Source organism: Holophagales bacterium (assembly GCA_016719485.1).
Lineage (GTDB): Bacteria > Acidobacteriota > Thermoanaerobaculia > UBA5066 > UBA5066 > UBA5066.
Window position 1 is genome coordinate 130,789 of record JADJZB010000011.1, and the last position, 24,119, is coordinate 154,907.

A 24,119-nucleotide genomic window follows, 5' to 3' on the forward strand; every position below is an offset into this window, starting at 1 on the left:
TCACTTCGGTCGGCGTTGGGGACCGGGAGGAGACGCCGGCTCCGGCCTCTTCTCGTCGACGCGCGTGAGGGGGAATTCTGTCACGGACCCGCGTGCCCCAACGGGGAGACGACGGACTTGCCGGATTTCGATCTCCCGAACGACCGGCTACCGGAACCTCTCGACGTACATCAGCTCGGTCGCGTCGACGTCGAAGCTCGAGAAGAGGACGCAGCTGTCGTCGGGGCAGGCCGCGACGCCGAAGCCGGGCCGCTTCTCGAGGGTGAGCAGGAGCGTGTCGCTCCCATCCGCGAACCGGTGGAGCCGGAGCTCGGCGCCGCGGGACTCTGTCGTGACGTAGTAGACGCCGGTGGCCGTCACGTCGAAGTACCACTGGCGCGCGATGCGGTGGATGAGCTCGGTCTCCTCCCCTCCGCCGGACGGCATCTGCCAGATCGACCAGATGCCTTCGCGAAGCGGCTTCGTGAAGTAGAGGGTCCTGCCGTCGGCGGACTCGCGTGCCCCGTGACCGCCCTCGCGGGTGACGCGCACGGGGACCGCCTCCGGATCGGGCTTCATCTTCCAGACCTGGTAGTCGTCCTCCCGGTTCGAGCCGAAGTAGACCCACGCGCCGTCCCGCGACCAGCTCGGTGCGCTGTCGTGAGCCGGGCTCGAGGTGAGCCGCAGCGGCTGCCGGCCGTTCGGCGTCGTCAGGAAGACGTCCATCTGTCCCTCGGGATTCGAGACGATGGCGAGCCGTTCGCCGTCGGGGGAAAAGCTCCCCCCCGAGGTGTTTCCCGCGACCATCGAGGTCAGCTGGACCTGACGGGACCCGTCGGCCTGGCAGAGCCAGACCTGGCTCGTTCCCGAACGGTCCGAGGTGAAGGCGATCCTCTGCCCGTCGCTGGAGAATCGCGGTCCGCCGTCGGTTCTCGTGGAGGCGACGAGCCGGGTGGGACGCCCGGGCCGTCCTCCGTCGAGCGGAAGGCGCCAGATGTTCAGATCGGTGATGGGGTGAGCGAAGACGAGACTTCCGGTCCGGGAGAACGTCGGGAACTCCCCGCCTTCCCCCCCGATGACGAGCCGGGCCTTCTCGCCGGGAGCGCCGGACGCCGGGATCACCATCAGGGCGGGGTTCGCGGTCCAGCCGTAGCCGCCGACGGAGAAGACGATCCGCTTCCCGTCCGGCGTCCACGCGGGCCGGGTGGCGATCCCGATGTCCGACGTCAGCCCGACCGACTCGTCGGCCGGCGCAAAGTCCTCGGTGAGCGCGAGGACGCGGAGCTCGCTGTTGATCAGGCTCCGGGCGCGGCAATACGCGAGAGTCCGGCCGTCCGGAGAGAGGGCGGGCGACTCGTCGCGCAGGCCCGGGACGTCCGCGGGCGGCCAGGTGAGCTGCGTCATCTCGCCCGTGCCCAGAGACACGCGGAACAGGGCAACCGTGCGGTCGGCCGAGTCGCGACGGGCCGCCACGAGCCACTTCCCGTCCGGCGACCACGAAATCCCCGAGCCGAAGGACGTGGCCTCGGCAACGATCCGCTCGCTCCCGCCGAGTGCCGGTATCACGGCGAGGACCGAGCGTCCCGGCGCCAGGTTCCTGACGAACGCGATCTGGCGGCCGTCGGGCGACCACGCCGGCGAGCTCTCCATGTTCGGCTCGTTCGTCAGTCGGACCGGCGCCCCCGGCCCCACCAGCTTCACGTAGAGGTCGAAGGACTCCTGCGCCTCGCCGTTCCAGGCAAACGCGACCTGGTTCCCGTCGGGTGAGAGTGCGGGCCAGAGGATCCGCCCGCCGAAGCTCGTCAGCGGGAGAGGCCGCGTCGGCTCGACGTCGTCCGTCATCCGGCGGCGGACGAGCCAGGCCCCCGCGACGGCCGCGACGAGAAGGACCGCGGCGGTGGCGCCGATCACGGCCCGCCACGCCGATCCGACCCCGACACCGCGCGTCGTCGACTCCGAGCCCGGCCCATCCAGCAGCTCTTCGAGGGTGACCTTGAGGTCGGCCATCGACTGGAACCGTCTTGCCGGATCCTTGCGAAGGCAGCGGGAGATGACACGGTCCAGCTCCGGCGGAATCTCGCCGGAGACCTCGCGGGCGGGCTTCGGCTCGTCGCGCAGGACCGCGGCGATCGTGGCGGAGGGAGATGCGCGGGCGAACGCCTTCTGCCCCGTCACCATCTCGTAGAGGACGGCCCCGAACGAGAAGATGTCGGACCGTGGGTCGACCCCGCGCCCCTCCGCCTGCTCGGGAGACATGTAGGCGCACGTGCCGAGGACCGCGCCCTCGCGCGTCAGGATCTCCTTCGTCTCCTCTCCGTCGACAAGAGGGGCGGGGTCGACGAACCGCGCGAGGCCGAAGTCGAGGATCTTGACGAGGCCCGAGTCGGTCACCATGACGTTCGCGGGCTTCAGGTCGCGGTGAATGATGCCGGCGGCGTGCGTCGCAGCGAGGGCGTCAGCGATCGGGACGGCGTAACGGAGGGCCTGAAGCGGCGGGAGACCTTTCAGCGGAAGGAGTCGGGCGAGCGTCTGACCCGCGACGTACTCGGTGACGATGAAGTCGACGCCCGCCTCCACGCCGATCTCGTGGACGGTGAGGATGTTCGGGTGGTTCAGAGCGGACGCGGCCTTCGCCTCCTGCACGAACCGCTGGCGGCGCTCGGGGTCCGAGGCCTTGCCGGGCGGGAGGACCTTCACCGCGACGAATCGGCCGAGCCGGGCGTCCCTCGCCTTGTAGACGACGCCCATGCCCCCCTCGCCGAGCCGCTCCAGGAGCTCGTAGTGCGACAGCCGCTCGCCGGTCACCGGAACCTCTCGACGTACATCAGCTCGGTCGTGTCCACGTCGTAGGTCGTGTAGAGGACGCAGCTGTCGTCGGGGCAGGCCGCTAGGCCGAAGCCGGACCTCTTCTCGAGCGTGAGGAGGGGCGTGTCGCTTCCGTCCGCGAAGCGGTGATACCGGAGCTGGCCTCCCGGGAGCGCCGACGTGAGGTAGTAGATGCCGGTCGCCGTCACGTCGACGAACCAGTGCGAGGCGAGATCGGTCACGATCTCGGTCCCCTCCCCGCCGTCGACGGGCATCTTCCAGACCGACCAGGCGTCGCGGCCGCGCTGCCGGACGACGTACAAGGACCGGCCATCGGCGGACTCGTAGGCGCCCCAGGCGTCTCCGCAGGACGTGACGCGCACGGGGACGGCGTCAGCGTCGGGCGTCATCCTCCAGACCTGACGACTGTCTTCCCGGTTCGAGCTGAAGTAGATCCACGCGCCGTCCCGGGACCAGGTCGGATGCGTGTCGTGGGCGGGGCTGAACGTGAGCCGACGGGGCTCGAGGCCGCCGGGGGTCGTGAGGCAGATGTCGAGGTTCCCGTCGGGGTTCGAGAGAAACAGGATCGACTTTCCGTCGGGAGACCAGCTGCTCCCGGAAACGTGCTCCGCGGCCATCGTCGTGAGCTGGACCGGGCGGGATCCGTCGGCCTCGCAGAGCCAGAGCTTCTTGCTCCCCGAGCGGTCCGAGCTGAAGGTGATCCGCTTCCCGTCCGGCGAGAAGTTCGGTCCGCCGTCCTGGCGTGTCGAGGCGACGAGCCGTGCGGGGAGTCCGGGGCGCCCGTTCTCGAGCGGGAGGCGCCAGATGTTCAGGTCGTTGATCGGGCGAACGAAGGCGAGGCTCCCTTTCGCCGAGAACGTCGGCGACTCGCCCCACTCGCCCCCGAGGAGGCGTCGCGCCTTCTCGCCCGGAGCCGGGGAGGCGGGGATCACCATGAGTCCGGGATTCGAGGACCACCCCTGGCCGCCCACGGAGAAGACGATCCGCTTCCCGTCGGGGGTCCAGGTCGGTTGCGCGACGGTCCAGCCCTCGTGCGTCACCTGGACGGGCTCGCCGGCCGGCTCGAGGTCCTTGGCGAGCGGCAGGACCCAGATGTCGTTGGCGTAAACGTTGGACGAGCTGACGAACGCGAGCGATCGGCCGTCCGGCGACACGGTCGGCCAGATGACGTCCAGCACCGCCCCGGCCGGCGGGAGGAGGAGTCGCGTCACCCGGCCTGTGGCGGCCGAGACGATGAGGAGCGTCGGCCGCGTTTCCTCCGTCGTGCGACCCGACACGACGAGCGACTCCCCATCGGGCGACCAGGAGACCCCGGAATAGAAGGCCGGGGCCTCGGCAACGGCCTTCTCGTCGCCTCCGAGCGCCGGGATCACGGCGAGGACCGACCGCTTCCCCTTCGGGTGGCGGAGGAACGCGATCCGGCGGCCGTCGGGAGACCAGGCGGGACAGCTCTTCCGGTCCGGGTCGTTCGTCAGTCGCACGGGCGTCCCGGCGCTCACGAGCTTGACGTAGAGGTCGTAGGAGCCCGGGGGATCGCCGTTCCAGAGAAACGCGACCTGGTTTCCGTCGGGCGAGAGGGCGGGCCAGAGGATCCGCCCGCCGAAGCTCGTCAGGGGGACCGGCTTCGAGGGCTGGGCTTCGATCGGGTCGGAGCGGCGGGCGAGCCAGATCCCCGCGGACGCAACGACGAGGACAGCCGCGACGCCGAAAGCGGTCCGCCGTAGCGGTCCCGCCGCACGGACGCGGGAGGACGCAGCGGAGTCCGATTCCTCCTGGATCTCCTCGAGGGCGACCCTCAGGTCGGCCATCGACTGGAAGCGCTTCGCCGGATCCTTGCGGAGGCAGCGGTGGATGACGCGGTCCAGCTCGGGCGGGACGTTGCCGGAGATCTCGCATGCCGGCTTCGGGTCGTCGCGCAGGACGGCGGCGATCGTGGCGGAGGGCGACTCGCGGGCGAAGGCCTTCGTCCCGGTCACCATCTCGTAGAGGACGGCGCCGAAGGAAAAGACGTCCGAGCGCGAGTCGACCTCGTGCCCCTCGGCCTGCTCCGGCGACATGTAGGCGCAGGTGCCGAGGACGGCCCCATCCTTCGTCAGAATCTCCTGCGTCTCCTCCCCCTCCGTCACGGGCGCGGGGTCGACGAACCGGGCGAGGCCGAAGTCGAGGATCTTGACGAGGCCCGCGTCGGTGACCATGACGTTGGCGGGCTTCAGGTCGCGGTGGATGACGCCGGCGGCGTGGGTCGCCGCGAGGGCGTCGGCGATCGGGACGGCGTAACGGAGAGCCTCGCGCGGCGGGAGGCCCTGCTTCGGAATGAGCTGCGCGAGAGTCTTCCCCGGGAGGTACTCGGTGACGATGAAGTCGACGCCGTCCTCGCACCCGATTTCGTGGACGGTCAGGACGTTCGGGTGGTCGAGGGCGGAGGCGGCCCGCGCCTCCTTGATGAAGCGGGCACGGCGCTCGGGATCGGACGCCTTCCCGGGCGCGAGGACCTTCACCGCGACGAAGCGGCCGAGGCGGATGTCGCGCGCCTTGTAGACGACGCCCATGCCACCTTCGCCGAGCTGCTCCACGAGCTCGTAGTGAGACAGTTTTTCCATGACGGACCGTGGCGATTCCGGGCCGCGGCCGCTACCGGAAGCTCTCGACATACATCAGCTCCGTCGCGTCCAGGTCGTAGCTCGTGAACAGAACGCAACTGTCGTCCGGACAGGCCGCCAGCCCGAAGTGGGACCTCTTCCCGAGCGTGAGGAGCAGCGTGTCGCTCCCGTCGTCGAAACGGCGGAGCCGGAGCTGGGCCCCTGGCAGCGCGGAGGTTGTGTAGTAGAGACCGGTGCCGGTCACGTCGAATCCCCCCCAGTTCGGGATCCCGGAAACGAGCTGGGCCTCCTCTCCTCCGCCGGACGGCATGCTCCAGACGGACCAGATTCCGGGAGCCACCAGCTTCGCGAAGTAGAGGGTCCTTCCGTCGGCAGACTCGAGCGCCGCGAAGCCACCGCCTCGGGTGACGCGCACGGGGAGCGCCGTCGGGTCGGGCCTCATCTTCCAGACCTGGAAGTCGTCCTCCCGGTCCGAGGCGAAGTAGAGCCAGGCGCCGTCCCGCGACCAGCTCGGGGCGGAGTCGTGCGCCGGGCTCGACGTGAGCCGCTCCGGCCGACGGCCGTTCGGCGTGGTCAGGAAGACGTCCATGTGGCCGTCGGGATTGGAGAGGAATGCGATCCGTTCGCCGTCTGGAGACCAGCGGGCTCCCGAGGTGATCCCCGCGACGATCGAGGTCAGCTGGACCGGCTTCGTTCCGTCGGCTTCGGAGAGCCAGACCTGGGTCGTGCCCGAGCGGTCCGAGGTGAACGCGATCCGCGTGCCGTCCGCGGAGAATCGCGGTTCCAGATCCCCCCTCGTGGAGACGACGAGAGCAGACGGGTGCCCGGGCCGTCCCCGGTCCAGCGGGAGGCGCCAGATGTTCACGTCGGTGAGCGAGCGGGCGAATACGAGGCTCCCGGTCCGGGAGAACGTCGGGTAAACCCCGTCTTCCCCTCCGGGGAGATTCCGTGCCTTCCCGTCGGGGCCGGCGGAGGCCGGGATGATCTTCAGCGCGGGGCTCGCGTTCCACCCGTAGCCGCCGACGGAGAAGACGATCCGCTTCCCGTCCGGGGTCCACGCGGGCTGTGCGGAGCTCGTGTTGTCCGAGGTCAACCGGACCGGATCGCCGGCCGGCTCGAGGTCCTTCGTGAGCGGGAGGACGTGGATCTCGCTGTTGGGCATGCTCAGGGCGCGGGCGAACGCGAGGCTCCGGCCGTCCGGCGAAAGGCTCGGCGAGAGGTCCCCGACTCCCGGGAACTCGGCGGGTGGCCGGGTGAGTTGCCTCGTCTCGCCGGTGGCCAGCGAAATGCCGAACAGGGCGAAGGAGCGTTCGGCCGACCCGCGCCGGGAGACGACGAGCGTCTGCCCGTCCGGCGACCACGAGATTCCCCAGAAGGAGGACGCCTCGGCGACGATCCTCTCGTTTCCGCCGAGCGCCGGCATCACGGCGAGAATCGTGCGTCCCGGCGCCAGTTTCCGGAGGAACGCGATCTGACGGCCGTCGGGCGACCACGCGGGGGACGACTCCGTACCCGGGTCGCTCGTCAGGCGTATCGGAACTCCCGGACCGACGAGCTTTACGTAGAGGTCGAACGAGTCCTGGGACTCGCCGGTCCAGACGAACGCGACGTGGTTCCCGTCGGGCGAGAGGGCGGGCCAGAGGATCCGGCCGGTGAAGCTCGTCAGCGGGACCGGCCGCCCCGACCCGGCGTCTTCCGCGGTGTGGCGGAGGGCGCGCCAGGTCCCTCCGAGCGCAGTGAGAACCAGGAGGCTGGCGGCGACGCCGGTCGCGGCGCGCCTTCCCGGCCTCGGCGGAAGACCGGTCGCAGGCGGGCCCGGGTTCGACTCCTCCCGCATCTCCTCCAGAGCCACCCTGAGGTCCGCCATGGACTGGAACCGTTTTGCCGGATCCTTGCGAAGGCAGCGATGGATGACCCTTTCCAGCTCCGGGGAAACGGCGTCGGCGATCCGTCGCGGCGGCTCCGGCTCGTCCCGGAGCACCGCGGCGAGCGTCGCCGATGCGCTCTCTCGCGCGAAGGCCTTCCGGCCGGTGACCATCTCGTAGAGGACCGCGCCGAACGAGAAGACGTCCGACCGCGGGTCGACCGAGCGTCCTTCCGCCTGCTCCGGGGACATGTAGGCGCACGTGCCGAGGACTGTCCCTTTTCGCGTCAGGATCGAGAACGTCTCCTCCCCCTCGGACACGATCGCGGGATCCAGCAGTTTCGCGATGCCGAAGTCGAGGATCTTGACGAGGCCCGAGTCGGTCACCATGACGTTTGCGGGCTTCAGGTCGCGGTGAACGATGCCGGCGGCGTGAGTGGCCGCGAGCGCATCGGCGATCTGAACGGCGTAGCGGAGAGCTTCCCGGGGCGGCAGGCCCTGGCGCCGGATGAGCTGCGCGAGCGTCCTTCCCGGAACGTACTCGGTGACGATGAAGTCGACGCCCGCCTCCACGCCGATCTCGTGGACGGTGAGGATGTTCGGGTGGTTGAGCGCAGAGGCGGCTTTCGCCTCCTGGACGAAGCGCTGGCGCCGCTCGGGGTCGGATGCCTTTGCGGGCGGGAGAACCTTCAGCGCGACGAAGCGGCCGAGGTGGACGTCCCTCGCCTTGTAGACGACGCCCATGCCACCTTCACCGAGCTGCTCCACGAGCTCGTAGTGCGACAGTCTTTCCATGACGGACTGTGGGGATTCTAGGCCGCGGCGGGCTACCGGAACTTCTCGACGTACATAAGCTCGGTCGCGTCGACGTCGTAGACGGTGTAGAGGACGGCGCTGTCGTCGGACGCGGCCGCGAGACCGAAGCCGGAACGCTTGTCGAGCGCGAGGAGGAGCGTGTCGCTCCCGTCCGAGAAGCGACGGAAGCGGAGCTCGCCGCCGGGGAGCTCGGAGGTGAGGTAGTAGATGCCCCGGGCCGTCACCTCGAAGAACCACGGCTGAGCGAGCCGGGGAATCAGCAGGGTCTCCTCGCCTCCGCCCGCCGGCATCTTCCAGACGGACCAGCGTCCGTTGCCGTGTCCGCTGCCCATCTGCCGGGCGACGTAGAGCGTCCGGCCATCGGCCGACTCGCGTAACGTGTAGCCCCCGCCGCGGGTCACGCGCACCGGTAGGGCGCCGGGCTCGGGCTTCATCTTCCAGACATAGAAGCCGTCCTCCCGGTTCGAGCCGAAGTAGACCCAGGCGCCGTCGCGCGACCAGCTCGGCGACGTGTCGTGCGAGGGACCCCGGGTGAGCCGCAGGGGCTCCCGGCCGTTCGGCGTCGTCAGGAAGACGTCCCTGTTCCCTTCGGGATTCGAGGTGAAGACGAGCCGGCTGCCGTCGGGAGACCACCGGCCTCCCGAGGTATTCGTCGCGACGATCGACGTGAGCTGGACGGGGTGGGAGCCGTCGGCGCTCGCGAGCCAGAGCTGCATCGAACCCCCGCGGTCGGAGGTGAATACGAGCCTCAGGCCGTCCGCCGAGAGGGCGGGCGCCCCGTCCATCCGCGTCGAGGAGAGGAGCGGCTCGGGACGTCCGGGCCGGCCCTCCTTCAGCGGCAGGCGCCACAGGTTGAGGTCGTTGATCGGGCGGGCGAAGACGAGACTCCCGTTGCGGGAGAGGGACGGAAACTCCCCGCCCTCTCCTCCGAGAACGCGCCGCGCCTTCTGCCCCCCGGAGGGGGAAGCGGGGATCACCATCAGGTTCGGGCTCGAGCTCCACCCGAAGCCGTCCTCCGTGTAGACGATTCGCTTTCCGTCGGGCGCCCAGGCGGGCTGCGACGATGCGGTCAGGTCCGACGTCAGCGGGACGGGCTCGCCCTCCGGCCCGAGCTCCGCCGTGACGCGGAGCACGTGGAGCGAGCTCGAGACGACGGTCCGGGCGCGGGCGAACGCGAGGGTCCGGCCGTCCGGCGAGAGGGCCGGCGAGAAGTCCCCCAGCCCGAGGAGCTCCGGAGGCGGCCGGACCAGCGCCTTCACTTCTCCCGTGGCGATCAACACCCTGCAGAGGGCCGACACCCGGTCCCCCGTACCCCGGTGCGCCACGACGAGCGAACGCCCGTCCGCCGACCACGCGATGCCCTGGTGGAACACGGGAGCCTCGGCGACGATCCTCTCGGGTCCGCCGAGCGCAGGGATGACCGCGAGGATCCACTCTCCCGACGGCAGGTGCCTGAGGAACGCGATCTGCCGGCCGTCGGGCGACCAGGCGGGGGAGTACTCCGTGCCCGGGTCGGTCGTCAGGCGGACCGGGGACCCGGGGCCGACGAGCTTGACGTAGAGGTCGAAGGAGGCCTGCGTCTCCCCGTTCCAGACGAAGGCGACCTGGTTGCCGTCGGGTGAGAGGGCGGGCCAGAGGATCCGCCCGCCGAAGCTCGTCAGAGGTATCGGCCGGGTCGACTCGACGGCCTCGGGCGCCGGACGGCGGGCGAGCCATCCCCCCGCGCCGGCCGCGACGAGGACGACGGCGGCGGCGGCGAGTACGGCACGCCGTCGCGGCCGCGCCGCTCGAGCCCGCGCCGGCGCGCCGCTCTCCGACTCATCCCGCAGCTCCTCGAGCGCGACCTTCAGGTCGGCCATCGACTGGTATCGCTTCGCCGGCTCCTTGCGCAGGCAGCGGTGGATCACGCGCTCCAGCTCGGGCGGGAGGCCGGGGGAGACCATTCCGGCGGGCTCGGGCTCGTCGCGCAGGACGGCGGCGATCGTGGCGGAGGCGGAGTCGCGCGCGAAGGCCCTGCGGCCCGTCACCATCTCGTAGAGGACGGTCCCGAGAGAGAAGATGTCCGAGCGGGCGTCCACCTCGCGCCCCTCGGCCTGCTCGGGCGACATGTAGGCGCAGGTGCCGAAGACGGTCCCTTCGCGCGTCAGCACGGCTTCCGTCTCGTCTCCTTCCGCCATCGGCCCGGGGTCGATGAACCGCGCGAGGCCGAAGTCGAGAATTTTGACGAGGCCGGCGTCGGTCATCATCACGTTCGCGGGTTTCAGGTCGCGGTGGATGACTCCCGCGGCGTGCGTCGCGGCGAGGGCGTCGGCGATCGGGACGGCCCACCGGAACACCTCGCGCACCGGCAGACCCCGGGGCGGGATGAGCTGTGCGAGCGTCTTCCCGGGGACGTACTCGGTGACGATGAAGTCGACACCGTCCTCGCTCCCGATCTCGTGGACGGTGAGGACGTTCGGGTGCGCGAGGGCCGAGGCGGCCCGCGCCTCTCGCGCGAAACGCTGGCGCCGGTCCGGATCGGAGGCCTTCCCGGGGGCGAGGACCTTCACGGCGACGAAGCGTCCGAGACGGGTATCCCGCGCCTTGTAGACGACGCCCATTCCTCCCTCGCCGAGCTGCTCGACGAGCTCGTAGTGCAACAGCCTGTTCATATCGGGTCCGGTTCCATTCTAGGGTGCCGGCGCGCGGCGTACGATTCCCCGGAATGGACCCGGGTACGACGGACCCGAGGGCGGGCTCAGAAGCACCGCTCGAGCACGCGCTCCGTGATCGCCACGGAGGAGGGGTGGTCGTCCCTCAGGCCGAGCGTGTGGAGCACCTCGTGGAGGACGATGGCGGTCAGCAGCCGCGGCTGGTTCTGGATCCGCAACAGGTCTTCGCGGCAGAGATAGACGACGGTGCTCGCCGGCATCGTGAACGCGAAGACCCTCCTTCCGGCGAACGGGCGGAGGCGCGACGCGCCCCGGAACCAGAGCGATTCGACGTGCTCCGAGGCGGTCCGCCCCGTCGCCGCGAGGCTCTCGGCAAGCGTGAGACCTGTCTGGCTGTCCTGGAAGTCCGAGAGGACGAGGGCGCAGGACGGCGCCTCGAGGCGGCGCGCGGCGTCGGCGACCGCTGCGGCCACGCGCGGTCCGAAGGACGGGTCGACCCTCACGGCGGGGCCGGGCTCGAGGGCGGCGGCTTCGCGCGAGGACGATGCGACGAGGAGGGCGGCGGAGAGCGTCGCGAGAAGAGCGGACGGGCAGCGGTGAAGCATGGGAGCCTCCTCTCGAACCGTTTGGAGATCGGGATCTGTCTGACCCTCAATCTCGGCCCGGTGCGCTGCCATGTCCCAGCGGACTTCTGACGTTCCTCTGAAGGCGGGGCCGACGCTGCGCTTCGGCGACGTCACGTTCGACCCGGGCGCCGCCTCGTCCTGCGCGGCCCGAGCCCGGTCCACCTGGAGCCCCGCGCCTACCGCCTCCTCGAGCTCCTCCTCTCCTGCCGGCCGAAGGCGCTCTCGAAGGCCGAGATCCTCGAGGCCGTCTGGCCCGACGCGTTCGTGACGGAAGGGAGCCTCAGCGCCCTCGTGAAGGACCTCAGGAAGGCGCTCGGCGAGGACGCGCGCTCACCGACGTACGTCCGGACGGTCTTCGGCTACGGCTACGCCTTCGAGGGGACCGTGCACGAGGTCGCGCCGACGTCGCCGTCGTCGGAGCGGCACGTCCTCGTCTGGGGCGGGAACGAGATCCGTCTCGCCGAAGGGCCGAACCTGATCGGGCGGGAGCCTCCGGCCGGGATCGTGATCGCCCACCCGTCGGTCTCGCGCGAGCACGCGAGGATCGAGGTCGCCGGGGAACGCGCCCTTCTCGAGGACCTCGGGAGCAAGAACGGGACGTGGCGCGGCGAGACGCGGATCTCCGGGAGGATCTCGCTCGCGGACGGAGACGAGCTGAGGGTCGGCGTCGTCCGCCTGACGTATCGGGGCCCGGCGTCCTGCCGTCCGGGCGAAACGGCCACGTACGGCTGAGGCGGGCACCGCTCCCGCGGCCGTCAGTCCTCGTCGCGCGCGATGTCCACCGGCTGGCCCGCCGCCCAGCCGATTGCAGCCGGAATCGACGCCGGGTCGAGGCCTCTCCAGTAGACGGTCCAGCCAGGGATCCGCATCAGCCCGTCGCAGAGCTTGGCGTACCACTCGCTGATCGGGTTCGTCCGGCGCGCGCGCCAGAAGACGACGGGCGTCTCGACCACGAGCGCCTCCCAGAGGTCGCGCGCGATCCCCTCTCCCTGGGCCTCGGCCGAGACCGCGAACTTCGTCAGGTAGGCGCCCAGGGGCGCCTCCGAGAGGATCGCGCAGCCGCGGTAGCGCTCCTCGAGGTAGACGCGGTCGGGCGTCCGCGCGAAGAAGGCGTCGGACGGGGCACGTCCGAAGCTCGACGCGAGAAGCTCGCGGACGCGCGGCACGTCGACGCCGTCCCATCCGTCGTGCCGTGCGATGCGTGCGCCGCGGCGGAGGAGGGTGCCGGCGCCCTTCACCGTGAAGAGCTCGCGGAGGACGTTGAGGGGGAGGTGACGGCGACCGTGAAGGAGGGCGGCGCCTCCTCGCAGAGGCGCCGCGCGCCGTCGAGGATGAGGGCCTCCTTCCGCGAAAGCTCGCCGCTCGCGAGAAGGCCGGGAACGTCGGTCGTGAGGTTCACGATCGGGACGAGGACGCCCCCCTGGCGGAGGCCGCCGGGGCGGTGGAGGAAGAGGAGCTTGCGGGCCTCGAGCTCGCCCAGGAGCGCCCCGGGCGGTCGAGCCGATCGCCGGCCTGATCGTCCCCGCTCGGCTCGAAGACGACGATCGGCACGGCGCCGCTGCGGGCGCAGGCGGTGACGCGGGCGGCGAGGCTGCGGCGTCTCGCGCGGAGAACCTCCACCCGGACCCCCTCGTCCTCGAGGTGCCGCCGAAGGGAGCGGGCGTGGAGCACCGCCTCGGCCGGCTGGAAGATTCCGAGGACGACGGTCGGGAAGAGGTCGAGAGCCGCGAGGAACCGGAGGTCCTGGACGACGGCGCCGGCGGCGTCGGCCATGACGTTGGCGTCGATGGCGATCGCCGCGAACTGCTCGCGGGGATGCGCGCGGAAGAGGTCGAGGTAGAGCCGCGCCTCGGAGGGCCGGCCGGTGCTTTCCAGGAACCGCAGGACGACGTCCTGGGGGGCGAGCTCCCCGGGTGAGGCGGGAGCGGGGGGATCGGCGCTCATGGGGGTGGAAGGATACGGACTTTCCCCGCCGCACGCAGTCAGGGCGGGGCCGCTGGGGACGACCCGACGCTACGGTGCTCCGTCGGCGACGGGCATACGGACGGACGCGTCCCGATCTCTTGCGGTACCGTTCCCGCGCCGGGACGCCGGACCCCGGGGTCCGGGGCGCGCGACGTTGCGACGACGCAGGAGGTTCCCACATGGCGGATGGAATCCCGTACGCGGACCTCGTCGGCGCCGCCGACCCGATCGAGCTTCTCGGATCGACCCCGCGCCGCATCGCCGGCCTCGTGAGCGGCTGGTCCTCGGCGCGGTGGTCGCTCAGCTATGCCGAGGGGAAGTGGACCGCCGCGCAGATCGTCCTGCACCTCGCCCAGGACGAGGTCGTCTTTGGGTGCCGTGCCCGTCTCGCGCTGACGGAGCCGGGATACGTCCCTCAGACCTTCGACGGGGACGACTGGGTCGCGCTCGAGTCGCCGTCGGAGCCCGTCGTCGCGCTTGCAGCATTCCTCGCCCTGCGGGCGCTCAACATCCGGCTCTACCGGAAGCTCACGGACGAGCAGCTCGCCCGTCCGATACCCCATCCGGATCTCGGCACCATCTACGTCGGGTGGATCATTCGCGTCCTCGCAGGGCACGACCTTCACCACCTCGGCCACCTCGAGACGATCGCGGGGCGTTGAAGGCCGGCGGCACCGGAACCCGCAACCAGCGCGCGCCGGCTATGCGGCCGCCAGCGCCTCCGTGACGAGCGCCCGCGCCTCTTCCTGGATGCGACGCAGGTGGTCGAGCCCGCAGAAGCTCTCCGCGTAGATCTTGTAGACGTCCTCGGTGCCCGACGGGCGTGCCGCGAACCAGCCGTCGGCCGTCGTCACCTTGAGCCCGCCGATCGCGGCGGCGTTCCCGGGGGCCTTCGTCAGGACGGCGGTGATCGGGGCGCCCGCCAGCTCCTTCGCCTTCACGTCCTGGGGTGAGAGCTTGCCGAGCCGCGATTTCTGCGCCGGGGTGGCCGGGGCGTCGATCCGCTCGTAGACCGGCTCGCCGTAGCGGGCCGTCAGCTCGCGGTAGACGACGCCGGGGTCCTTTCCGAGGACGGCGGTGATCTCCGCCGCGAGGAGGCCGAGGATCATCCCGTCCTTGTCCGTCGTCCAGACCGTCCCGTCGCGGCGGAGGAACGAGGCGCCCGCGCTTTCCTCGCCGCCGAAGCCGAGGTCTCCGTAGAGAAGCCCGGGGACGAACCACTTGAAGCCGACCGGCACCTCGACGAGCGTGCGGCCGAGGCCCGCGGCGACGCGGTCGATGAGGCTCGAGCTGACGAGCGTCTTGCCGATGCCGGCGTCCTTCCGCCAGCCGTCGCGCGCCCCGAAGAGGTAGTGGATGGCCACGGCGAGGTAGTGGTTGGGGTTCATGAGGCCCGCGGGTGTGACGATCCCGTGGCGGTCGGCGTCCGTGTCGTTCCCGACGGCGACCTGGTAGCGGTCGCGGATGGCGATCATCGAGGCCATCGCCGACGGGGAGGAGCAGTCCATCCGGATGCGGCCGTCCCAGTCGAGCGTCATGAAGCCGAAGGCGGGATCGACGCGCGGGTTCACGACGGTGAGGTCGAGACCCCAGCGCTCGGCGATCCGCTGCCAGAAGTCGACGGCGGCTCCGCCGAGCGGATCGACGCCGATGCGGACTCCGGCCGAGCGGATCGCCTCGAGGTCGACGACGGAGGCGAGGTCGTCGACGTAAGCCGTGAGGTAGTCGTGCGCCCGGGTCGTGGCGGCCTTCCTTGCGCGGGCGAAGGGGATCCTCTGCACGCCCTCGAGCGAAGCTGCGAGGAGCGCGTTCGCGCGATCCTCGATCGCCTTCGTCGCGTCGGTGTCGGCCGGCCCGCCGTGCGGCGGGTTGTACTTGAAGCCGCCGTCCTCGGGAGGGTTGTGGGAAGGCGAGATGACGATGCCGTCGGCGCGGGGGCCCTCGTGGTCGCGGTTCCAGGCGAGGACGGCGTGCGAGATGACGGGGGTCGGCGTGAACCGATCCGCCGCGTCGACGCGCGCCTCCACGCCATTCGCCGCGAGCACCTCGAGGGCCGTGCGGAACGCGGGCTCGGAGAGGGCGTGGGTGTCTTGCCCGAGGAAGAGCGGCCCCGATACGCCGTTCGCCCGCCGGACCTCGCAGATTGCCTGCGTCGTCGCGAGGATGTGCGCCTCGTTGAAGCTCGCCTTCAGCGACGAGCCCCGGTGCCCCGAGGTTCCGAACGCCACGCGCTGCCCGCGTTCGGCGGGGTCCGGCCGCTCGGTGTAGTAGGCGGCGAGGAGGCGGGGAACGTTGACGAGGTCAGCAGCCTCGGCGGGCAGGCCGGCGCGCGGATGGCTCATGGGTCCCTCCGGCCGGATACCGTAGGCGCCTCTCCCGGGGGAGTCAACGAGAGCGGATTCTCCCCCCGTTCATTTGAAGGCCTGCCACAGGGTGACGGCCCCCGAGGCGAAGAAGATCACCGACGCGCCGAGCTTGATCGCCCGCTCGGGCAACCTCTTGCCCAGTACGCTCGCGACACCGATGGCGAGGCCGTCCGCCGCGACCATCCCGAGGGTGCTCCCGATCCAGACGCCGACGAACGACGGGTACTGGGTCGCCACGCTGATGGTGGCGAGCATCGTCTTGTCTCCGAGCTCGGCGAGAAAGAAGGCGATCGCCACTGTCAGGAAAGGTCCGAAGCGGGCGGTCTTCTTCGTGTCCTCGTCCGAGATCTCGTCGCCCCGGAGCGTCCAGAGCCCGAAGGCGATGAAGGAAGCTCCGGCGAGCAGCTTGATCCAGAAATCGGGGAGGATCGTCCCGGCGGCTCCTCCCAGGAAGACGGAGAGGAGGTGGACGAGCAGCGTCGCCACGAAGACGGCAGCGAGGACCAGCTTCGCCGAATAGCGCGTCGCGAACGCCATGGCGACCAGCTGGGTCTTGTCTCCCAGCTCGGCGACGAACACGATGAAGAGCGAAACCCAGAAGGCGGTCAAACCGGACTCCCCGCGATGCGTTGCGCCTGGCCGAGGTGTCCGACGCCGGTTTGCGACGAGACTTCGGCCGGGCTTCTGCCCGTTCCGAAGGTCTCGTTCGCCCCGATCGGGGTGGGGGACCGGGTCCGCGAGGACCGGTGTGTCGATCTCCCCTCGGCCGCCACGGGCGGCCGGAACTACTCCCCTTACCGGCCGGCGAGTCTAGCACCGCGATGGCGCGCGGCGGTCCGTCGGCGCGAGGAGGTCGTAATCTGAAGCCGTTTCGACACCCCTCGTCGCGCCTTCCGGGAGATTCCATGACCGACCGTAACTTCGACGTGACCGACATCCCGGGCGGCGTCCCGGTGAAGAGCTGGACGCGGGGCGTCCCGTTCGAGCCCGAGGCGAAGAAGCAGCTCGCGAACATCGCCCGCCTCCCGTTCATCCACAAGTGGGTGGCGGCGATGCCCGACGTCCACCTCGGGATCGGGGCGACGGTCGGGAGCGTCGTCCCGACGCTCGGCGCGATCATCCCGGCCGCGGTCGGCGTCGACATCGGCTGCGGGATGATGGCGCTGAAGACCGACCTTTCGGCGAGCGACCTCCCGGACGACCTCCACGCGGTGAGGACCGCGATCGAGAGCGCCGTGCCGCACGGCCGGACCGACAACGGCGGCCGGAACGACCGGGGCGCCTGGGCCGACCCGCCCGAAGCCGTCCTCGAGGCGTGGGTGCCTCTCGAGCCGCGCCTCGCGGCGCTGGAGGAGAAGCATCCGGCCCTCCGCAAGGCGAACCACCTCGAGCACCTGGCGACACTCGGGACGGGGAACCACTTCATCGAGGTCTGCCTCGACGAGGAGGATTCCGTCTGGCTCATGCTCCACAGCGGGTCGCGCGGCATCGGGAACAAGATCGGCACCTACTTCATCGAGCTCGCCAGGGAGGACATGCGCCGGCACTTCATCAACCTGCCGGACGCCGACCTCGCCTACCTGCCCGAGGGTACGAAGCACTTCGCCGACTACGTCCAGGGCGTCAGCTGGGCCCAGGAGTACGCCATGACGAACCGGCGGCTGATGATGGCGAACGTCCTCGCCGCGCTCCGCACGCTTCCAGGCCTCCCGCCGTTCACGGCGGGGATCGTCGCCGTCAACTGCCACCACAACTACGTCGAGAGGGAGCACCACTACGGCAAGAACGTCTTCGTCACGCGGAAGGGGGCGGTGCGGGCGCGGAAGGGAGACCTCGGCGTGATCCCCGGCAGCATGGGGACCCGCTCGTACATCGTGCGCGGCCTCGGCAACCCCGAGAGCTTCGACTCGTGCAGCCACGGCGCGGGGCGGTCGATGTCGCGCGGCGAGGCGCGGCGCCGCTTCACCGTGGCCGACCACGTCAAGGCGACGGAAGGGATCGAGTGCAGGAAGGACGAGGGCGTCCTCGACGAGACGCCGGCGGCCTACAAGCCGATCGACGCGGTCATGGAAGCGCAGAAGGACCTCGTGGAGGTGCTCCACACGCTCCACCAGGTCGTCTGCGTGAAAGGATGACGTCGCTCGTTCGGCTCGACGGCTCCGTGGGAGAAGGCGGTGGTCAGGTCCTGGTTCCTCAGGCGAGCGCGACGACCGCAGCCGCCCGCGCGTGGAGCGCGGCGGTGTCGAAGAGCGGTACCGGGAACGGCTCGTCGCCGAGCAAAAGGCCGATCTCCGTGCAGGCGAGCACGATTCCTTCAGCACCGCGTGCGACGAGGTCCTGCATCACCTCCGTGTAGGCGTTTCGGGACGTCGCGAGGAGCTGACCGCGGCACAGCTCCTGGAAAATGACGCGGTCCACCAGCGCGCGCGCATCGGCCGGCGGCGTGAGCACGTCGATTCCGAGTCGAGCGAGGCGTGCCGCGTAGAAGTCCTCTTCCATCGTGAACCGCGTTCCCAGGAGCCCCACGTGCGTGAGGCCGGCGGCGCGAACGGCCGCTCCCGTCACGTCCGCGATATGGAGGAGCGGGATCCGGACCGCCGCTTCGAGCGTCTCCGCGACCTTGTGCATCGTGTTGGTGCAGAGGACGAGGACCCCCGCCCCGGCCTCCTCGAGGACGATGGCCTCATGAGCGAGCAGCCTTCCGATCTCCTCCCAGTCACCCGCGCGCATCAGGGCCTCGAGCGGCGCGAAGTCGACGCTCGACAGGAGGATCTTCGCGGAGTGCAGGCCCCCGAGCCGCTCGGACACCAGGCGGTTCAAGGTGGTGTAGTACGGCACCGTCGATTCCCAGCTCATCCCGCCGAGGAGCCCTATCGTCTTCATATGCGGAGTGTCACAGATCGCGGGCACGGTGGCGCGACTCCGGCGGATGTACTCGGAGCCTTCGCCGTCTCACGACGGCGGGCACCCCTCCGCTGCCATTGCAGGTCCCTTTCCGCGACCGGAACGCCGCGACGCCGCCGCGCCTGTCGACCTCGATCTCGCAGCAGCGGAGCAGAAGGTCGCGTATGCGGGCTCGCCCTCGCTGGGTCCGGGACTTCATTCCGGAGATGGAGATCCCGAGACGCTTCGCAGCCTCGACCTGGGAGAGTCCCTCGAACGTCGTGAGCGCGACGGCCTCGCGGTGCGCCGCCGGGAGCTGGTCGAGCATCGGCGACAGGCAGGCGGCGAGCTCGCGCTCGTCTCGCGCTTCGTCCTCCGGGACGACGGGCTCCGCGGCCTCGTCGAGCGATCCGCCCGCGTGACGCACCCGGACGTCGCGGGAGCGGTAGTGGTCGGTCAGGGCGTTACGCGTGACCTGGTAGAGCCACGCGGGGAGGCGGTCGGTCCGGTCCAGCGTCCCGCCCGAGCGGTGGACCCGCAGGAAGACCTCCTGAAGGAGATCGTCCGCATCCGCGGGGTCGCGAACGCGGCTGGCGATGAACGCCCGGAGCCGGCCGCTGAACTCGGACCAGACCGCCTCGGCTGACATGAGGTTACGCGGTTACGGTACCGCAACCGCAGCCCGCGGCGTTCGGGGTGGTCTTCGCGGGCGCGACGACGGTCCCGCAGCACGACGCGTCGTCAGGGGCGGCGGGGCAGCACGGCCCGCCCGCCATGGTCGCCTTCGCGTCGAAGAAGCGGAGGAGGTTCTCGGGGACTCCCGGGTACGGCTCCGGCTCCGCCGCCGGGGTCGGCGGAGCGTAGGCCGCGCTGAGGATCGCGTCGACGAGGAGGGCTTCCGGGGCTTCGGTGTACTCGCCGCCCTCGTAGACCCAGACCCGGCAGTCGGTCGCCTGACCAGCGATGTCGCCGCAAGATCCGCAGCGGCTCTCCTTCGTCCCGAGGGCCGCGTCACGGCCGTTCACGCGGATCGTGGGAGAGCTCAGGAAACGGTGTGCGCGGGCCTTCTCCTCGGAGTCGACGAGCACCTTCTTCAGGTTCACGGTCCTGCCCGTGGCGGAGAGAACCGAGCGGACGGCGTCGAGGCCGCGGGCGAGGTTCTCGTCCGTCCCCCGACACCGGGTGCAGGTCGTCAGGTCGATGTAGAGGAACTCGATGTCGATGGTCTTCGTGGCGGTCGTCATGGGCGATCTCTCCTGACGAGCCACCCTCGGGCGGCTCGTCATAGGAGACGGACGATCCTCGAAAAGGACGCAGCGCCGCCACAACGGTCTGGCCGGATCAGGATCCCGGAGGCTGGCCACGAGCGCCGGTCCGAGTGGTTCGCGGGACATCTGGCGGGCCTCATCGTTCACTGGAACGAGAACCCGACGCCCGTCGTCTGGACGAAGCCCTCCGGAGGGGAGACACTCGCGGGATGCTCGACTCCCTCAAGCGGTTCTTTCAGGAACGCATGGCCGGCCGCCCCGCGGAGGCCGCGGGCGACCCGGGCCAGCGCCTCCGCCTCACGGCCGCGACGCTCCTCGTCGAGGTGATGCGCGCCGACCCCGAGGTCCGGGACGAGGAGCGGACGGTCGTCCGCACCGCCCTCCAGGGGACGTTCGGCCTCTCGCTCGCCGACACCGAGGAGCTCGTCCGCCTCGCCGAGGCCGAGGCGGACGCCGCGACCTCGCTCTACGAGTTCACGAGCCTCGTCGACAAGGGGTTCTCGCTCGAGGAGAAGAAGCGCATCGTCGAGCTGATGTGGCTCGTCGCCTACGCCGACGCCGAGAAGCACCCCCTCGAGGAGCACCTCATCCGCCGCGTCGCCGGCCTCCTCAACGTCCCCCACCCCGACTTCATCGACGCGAAGTCCCGGGCGCGGGGGCAGAGCGGGGGGTAGGGGCGCCCCTCGCGCGACAAGCGGCCCCGAAACCTACACGGCTCGGGCCGCCTTCTCCCACTGCTTCAACCTGCCGGCCAGCAGCTCCTGTTCCCGCAGGTTCTTCGTCATCGCGATGGCGCGTTGGATCTCCTCACGTGCCTCGGAGAGCCTGCCCAGCTTCATCAGCAGGTCCCCGCGAACAGTGGGAAAGAGATGGTAGCCGGCGAGCGCAGAGTCGGCGAGGGTGGCGGCCGCGTCGAGCGCTTCGAGTCCTGCGGCTGGTCCCTGGGCCATGCCGACGGCAACTGCGCGATTGAGTGCCACGACCGGCGAAGGATTGATCTGGAGCAAGGCGTCGTAGAGAAGAACGATACGGTCCCAGTCCGTCTCTTCGGCGGTGCGGGCGCGCGCATGACATGCGGCAATGGCGGCCTGCAACGCGTAGGGCTTCGCGCCACCGCCCAGTCTTTGCGCGCGTTCGAGCGCGGCCATTCCTCGCTGGATCTGCGCGTGGTCCCACAGGGAGCGGTCCTGATCCGGGAGCAGGACGGCCTCCCCGTTCCTGCCCCGGCGCGCTGCGCTGCGCGAGGCCTGCAGCTCCATCAGCGCCACGAGTGCCTGGACTTCCGTCTCGGCGGGAAGAAGCGGACCCAGCATGCGCCCCAGGCGCAGCGCCTCTTCCGAGAGAGCCTCCCGCATCCATTCCTCGCCCGAGGTTGCGGTGTAGCCCTCGTTGAAGATCAGGTAGACCACCATGAGCACGGACTCGACCCGGAGGCGCAGTTCGTCCCCGCTCGGCGTCTCGAAGGGAACCTGGGCCTCCGAGAGGGTCTTCTTGGCGCGAGAGATCCGCTGGCCCAGCGTCTTCTCCGGCACGAGGAACGCACGCGCGATCTCCGCCGTGGTGAGGCCGCCGATCAGGCGCAACGTGAGCGCGATGCGTCCTTCCACCGCGAGCACGGGATGGCACGCGGTGAAGACGAGCCGCAGCACGTCGTCGTCGATCACCTGATCCAGCGCGTGATCCAAAGCGTCTCCAAGCCGCTGCTCCTGCCCCTCCAGCTCGCGGGCAATCTCCTCATGCTTCTGTACGAGCATGCGACCGCGCCGCAACGTATCGATCGCGCGCCGCTTCGCCGCCGTCATCAGCCATGCCCCGGGCTTCTCGGGGATGCCTTCCTCGGGCCACACTTCGAGGGCCGTCACGAGCGCGTCCTGCGCCAGCTCCTCGGCGGTGCCGACATCGTGGGTGACGCGAGCGATCGCCGCGATGAGGCGTGTGGACTCGATCTTCCACACGGCCTCGACCGTCTTGTGGACTTCGCTCAGGCGCCTGCCTCAGATGCTAGTCGGCCGCGGGATTGAAGAAGATCTCCCGCACCTCGACCTGCCCCCGGGTGGCGGCAACGCCTTTGCGCGCCCACGCCACCGCCTCGTCCATGTCGGCGCATTCCAGTATCCAGAAGCCGCCGATGTGTTCCTTGGACTCGAGGTACGGCCCGTCGGTAACGAGGACTCCGCCGTCGGCCTGAGGTCTCAGCGACTTTGTGGATCCGAGGCCGCAGGCGAACTTCCTGACGCCGGCGGCAATCATCTCCTTGTTGAGCGCGTGGATCTCGCGGCCCACCGCTTCGTCCATTGTGGACGGGTCGAAATCGTCGGGGAGGTAACCGGCAACCAGGAACTGCGGCATGGTCTTCTCCTGTCCTTCGGGCGGGGCTCTCTGCCCGGCCTTCACTCCTACGACGATCGGCGAGGCCGGAATTCTACAAGCCGTCGAAGTGACTCCATTCCTGCCGGATAAGGAGATTCCCAGGAGCCCCTGGTCTCGTACCCGAAAACCCGGCAGGGCCGCCGGATCTCCTCCACGACGGCCCGCTCCTTGTTCCTGCGCCGCGCGAAGAAGAGGTCCGACGGTCCAGGCGAACTCGGGGCCGGTTCGGGGGACGACGACGACCGGAAGGCCGTTGATCGAGCGGAGGGAGGTCAGGCGCGGCTCTCGTCCTCCTCGAACCGCGAGATCGAGCGCAGGAAGCCGGCGGCGGCGTTCAGGCTGTCGCCTGCGAGGTCCCGCATCAGGCGCTGCACGAAAGGCGAGCGCCCCATCCGGGCGGCATAGCGCCTCGAGATCCATACGGCCAGGAGGATCACCAGAACACCGAAGAGGAGGTTGGCGATCAGGAAGCCAGCGCCGCAAGTCTCATATGCGTCGACGCCGAAGAGACCCTTCAGCGCCACGATCAGGAGAGGCGTCCAGAGGAGCGGGGAGCACAGCAGCGTCCACTTCGTGGCTCGAATCCGCTCGACGCGGAGCGATTCCAGCCGCTTCTGAATCACGACGATCGGCGCGTCGTAGTCCAGCGTTCCGATCGCCACCAGCTGGCGAATGGATGCGACGAGGAGAGCGATCACGCTCAGGTGGAGGCCCGCAGCCGGAATCACGAACCGTGCCTCGGAGATGTGGTTCGCCAGGAACGAGCCCGTGAGCAGGGCGGCTGCGAAGTTCATCACGAGCCCGAGCCAGAGCAGCCGGGACAGCCTCTTGGTGGCCGTATCGGCCTTGGCGAGAACGGAGTCGTGCAGAAGACGCGCGTTCAGACGGAGGCTGGCGTCCAGCTTCCTGTCCTGGTCTTCCCATGGGCGCTTCAGGTCGTCGAGTTCCATGTTCCGTCCCTCCGTTCAGGCAGTCTTCGTCAGGTCGCGCCGGAGCCTCTGCTTGATCCGGCTGATCTTCGTACCGACGTTGGTTTCCGATATCCCGAGAATCTCGGCGATCGTGCCGTAGCGGTTTCCGTCGAGGTAGAGGACGACGAGCGCCCTGTCGAGCTCGTCGAGTTGCTCGATGAAGTGCCGCAAGAGTCGGAGGTCGTCGTCCTGCGTGGCGGATCCGGGTGCCTCCGCTGGGATCTCCTGGAGGGTGTCCTCGGCCGGCACGTTGAATCGTGCCCTTCGGGCTTCACTCCGATAGAAGGAGATGGCCACGTTCAGGGCGATCCGGTACATCCAGGTGGAGAAGCGGTAGCGCTCGTCGTAGCGGCCGAAGGATCGCCAGAGCTGAACGACCATCTCCTGGACCAGGTCCTGCCGGTCCGTCGCGTTCCGGCAGTACGAGCTGGCGATCTTGTAGAGGATCTTCTTGTGCTCGTCGAGCAGGACCAGGAATCCGTCCTGCCGCGCTGGTTTCGTCATCGGGTTCCTTCCCCTGGTCGCGGCGCTGACGATGCCGCCTTCACACCATGATTCGCTCCAGGCACCGAAAGATCACATCGGCGATCGGAGAGGTCCAGCCGAGCGGGCGTGAATCCTGCATCCCGGCCGGCCCCGCCGCCGCCTGCTTAGCGTCAAGTAGAATACGGCGATGGATGTGGGAGCGATGGCCCGTGCGATGGGGCGGCGCGGAGGACGTGCCCGGGCGAGCCGTCTGTCCCCCGAACGGCGTCGTCAGATCGCATCGCTCGGCGGACAGGCGCGCCAGCGCTCACTCCTCGCGGCGCGGCGCCTCGTCGAGAACCTCCTCTACGCCGCGGCGGTCGAGGAGCTGCGCGGGGAAGCGCCGGAGGTCCTTCGCATGAAGTCATTCAACGGGCGGCTGCCAGGCCTCTACGACCGCAAGAGCTGA

The 24,119-nt window shown here is 70.0% G+C and carries 22 protein-coding genes; 5 read left to right on the forward strand and 17 right to left on the reverse strand.

Annotated elements, in window-relative coordinates; translation table 11 throughout:
* Positions 1-147: 147 nt before the first annotated feature.
* From IPN03_09440 to IPN03_09460, 5 genes are all read right to left on the reverse strand, one after another.
* The gene (locus IPN03_09440) at positions 148-2,784 is read right to left on the reverse strand and encodes a PD40 domain-containing protein (protein MBK9373936.1); all 2,637 of its coding nucleotides are present in this window, start codon (positions 2,782-2,784) and stop codon (positions 148-150) included.
* Entirely contained in the window at positions 2,781-5,405 is a 2,625-nt protein-coding gene (locus tag IPN03_09445; protein ID MBK9373937.1) for a PD40 domain-containing protein, read from the reverse strand. Before IPN03_09445 ends, IPN03_09440 begins: the two co-directional genes overlap by 4 nt.
* 31 nt (positions 5,406-5,436) lie before the next feature.
* Complete coding sequence (locus IPN03_09450) at positions 5,437-8,064, reverse strand: PD40 domain-containing protein (protein ID MBK9373938.1); 2,628 nt, start codon at positions 8,062-8,064, stop codon at positions 5,437-5,439.
* 32 nt (positions 8,065-8,096) lie between these two features.
* Positions 8,097-10,736 carry a PD40 domain-containing protein gene (locus tag IPN03_09455; protein ID MBK9373939.1) on the reverse strand — a complete coding sequence of 880 codons (2,640 nt, stop codon included), beginning with the start codon at positions 10,734-10,736 and terminating at the stop codon, positions 8,097-8,099.
* Between the two features lie 86 nt (positions 10,737-10,822).
* Positions 10,823-11,341, reverse strand: a complete 519-nt coding sequence (locus IPN03_09460; protein ID MBK9373940.1) for a hypothetical protein — start codon at positions 11,339-11,341, stop codon at positions 10,823-10,825.
* Positions 11,342-11,626: 285 nt separating this feature from the next.
* On the opposite strand from IPN03_09460, the gene IPN03_09465 reads away from it, so the two are divergent.
* Entirely contained in the window at positions 11,627-12,094 is a 468-nt protein-coding gene (locus tag IPN03_09465; GenBank protein MBK9373941.1) for an FHA domain-containing protein, read from the forward strand.
* A gap of 23 nt (positions 12,095-12,117) precedes the next feature.
* Here the strand turns inward: IPN03_09465 and IPN03_09470 are convergent, their stop codons facing one another.
* Genes IPN03_09470 through IPN03_09480 form a run of 3 tightly spaced genes read right to left on the reverse strand, consistent with a single transcriptional unit; the run spans position 12,118 to position 13,306 of the window.
* On the reverse strand, positions 12,118-12,600 hold the full coding sequence (locus IPN03_09470) for a hypothetical protein (protein MBK9373942.1): 483 nt from the start codon (positions 12,598-12,600) through the stop codon (positions 12,118-12,120).
* The gene (locus IPN03_09475; protein ID MBK9373943.1) at positions 12,597-12,761 is read right to left on the reverse strand and encodes a hypothetical protein; all 165 of its coding nucleotides are present in this window, start codon (positions 12,759-12,761) and stop codon (positions 12,597-12,599) included. Before IPN03_09475 ends, IPN03_09470 begins: the two co-directional genes overlap by 4 nt.
* Positions 12,758-13,306: a hypothetical protein gene (locus IPN03_09480; protein MBK9373944.1), complete on the reverse strand. Its 549-nt coding sequence runs from the start codon at positions 13,304-13,306 to the stop codon at positions 12,758-12,760. Before IPN03_09480 ends, IPN03_09475 begins: the two co-directional genes overlap by 4 nt.
* Positions 13,307-13,506: 200 nt before the next feature.
* Between IPN03_09480 and IPN03_09485 the strand changes: the two genes are divergently transcribed.
* Positions 13,507-13,989 carry a DinB family protein gene (locus IPN03_09485; protein ID MBK9373945.1) on the forward strand — a complete coding sequence of 161 codons (483 nt, stop codon included), beginning with the start codon at positions 13,507-13,509 and terminating at the stop codon, positions 13,987-13,989.
* 39 nt (positions 13,990-14,028) lie between these two features.
* Here the strand turns inward: IPN03_09485 and IPN03_09490 are convergent, their stop codons facing one another.
* Entirely contained in the window at positions 14,029-15,669 is a 1,641-nt protein-coding gene (locus IPN03_09490) for an alpha-D-glucose phosphate-specific phosphoglucomutase (GenBank protein ID MBK9373946.1), read from the reverse strand.
* A gap of 69 nt (positions 15,670-15,738) precedes the next feature.
* Positions 15,739-16,302: a TMEM165/GDT1 family protein gene (locus IPN03_09495; GenBank protein MBK9373947.1), complete on the reverse strand. Its 564-nt coding sequence runs from the start codon at positions 16,300-16,302 to the stop codon at positions 15,739-15,741.
* Between the two features lie 296 nt (positions 16,303-16,598).
* Between IPN03_09495 and IPN03_09500 the strand changes: the two genes are divergently transcribed.
* Positions 16,599-17,828 (forward strand): RtcB family protein, encoded by a 1,230-nt coding sequence (locus IPN03_09500; GenBank protein MBK9373948.1) that lies wholly within the window; start codon positions 16,599-16,601, stop codon positions 17,826-17,828.
* Between the two features lie 58 nt (positions 17,829-17,886).
* Here IPN03_09500 and IPN03_09505 read toward each other — a convergent pair whose 3' ends face one another.
* The 3 genes from IPN03_09505 to IPN03_09515 are packed head-to-tail and all read right to left on the reverse strand — an operon-like array spanning position 17,887 to position 19,820.
* Positions 17,887-18,576 (reverse strand): aspartate/glutamate racemase family protein, encoded by a 690-nt coding sequence (locus IPN03_09505; GenBank protein ID MBK9373949.1) that lies wholly within the window; start codon positions 18,574-18,576, stop codon positions 17,887-17,889.
* Between the two features lie 10 nt (positions 18,577-18,586).
* Entirely contained in the window at positions 18,587-19,225 is a 639-nt protein-coding gene (gene sigZ / locus IPN03_09510) for an RNA polymerase sigma factor SigZ (protein MBK9373950.1), read from the reverse strand.
* Positions 19,226-19,229: 4 nt separating this feature from the next.
* Positions 19,230-19,820, reverse strand: coding sequence for a DUF2703 domain-containing protein (locus IPN03_09515; protein MBK9373951.1), 591 nt, complete (start codon positions 19,818-19,820; stop codon positions 19,230-19,232).
* Between the two features lie 233 nt (positions 19,821-20,053).
* On the opposite strand from IPN03_09515, the gene IPN03_09520 reads away from it, so the two are divergent.
* A complete protein-coding gene (locus tag IPN03_09520; protein MBK9373952.1) occupies positions 20,054-20,518 on the forward strand; it encodes a TerB family tellurite resistance protein in 465 nt (154 codons plus the stop codon).
* Positions 20,519-20,551: 33 nt separating this feature from the next.
* Here IPN03_09520 and IPN03_09525 read toward each other — a convergent pair whose 3' ends face one another.
* The 4 genes from IPN03_09525 to IPN03_09540 form a co-directional block, all read right to left on the reverse strand.
* The gene (locus IPN03_09525) at positions 20,552-21,829 is read right to left on the reverse strand and encodes an RNA polymerase sigma factor (GenBank protein MBK9373953.1); all 1,278 of its coding nucleotides are present in this window, start codon (positions 21,827-21,829) and stop codon (positions 20,552-20,554) included.
* A 16-nt stretch (positions 21,830-21,845) separates the two neighbouring features.
* Complete coding sequence (locus IPN03_09530; protein MBK9373954.1) at positions 21,846-22,193, reverse strand: hypothetical protein; 348 nt, start codon at positions 22,191-22,193, stop codon at positions 21,846-21,848.
* Positions 22,194-22,486: 293 nt separating this feature from the next.
* Positions 22,487-23,164 (reverse strand): hypothetical protein, encoded by a 678-nt coding sequence (locus IPN03_09535; protein MBK9373955.1) that lies wholly within the window; start codon positions 23,162-23,164, stop codon positions 22,487-22,489.
* A gap of 15 nt (positions 23,165-23,179) precedes the next feature.
* The gene (locus tag IPN03_09540; protein ID MBK9373956.1) at positions 23,180-23,689 is read right to left on the reverse strand and encodes an RNA polymerase sigma factor; all 510 of its coding nucleotides are present in this window, start codon (positions 23,687-23,689) and stop codon (positions 23,180-23,182) included.
* 169 nt (positions 23,690-23,858) lie between these two features.
* Between IPN03_09540 and IPN03_09545 the strand changes: the two genes are divergently transcribed.
* On the forward strand, positions 23,859-24,119 hold the full coding sequence (locus IPN03_09545) for a hypothetical protein (protein ID MBK9373957.1): 261 nt from the start codon (positions 23,859-23,861) through the stop codon (positions 24,117-24,119).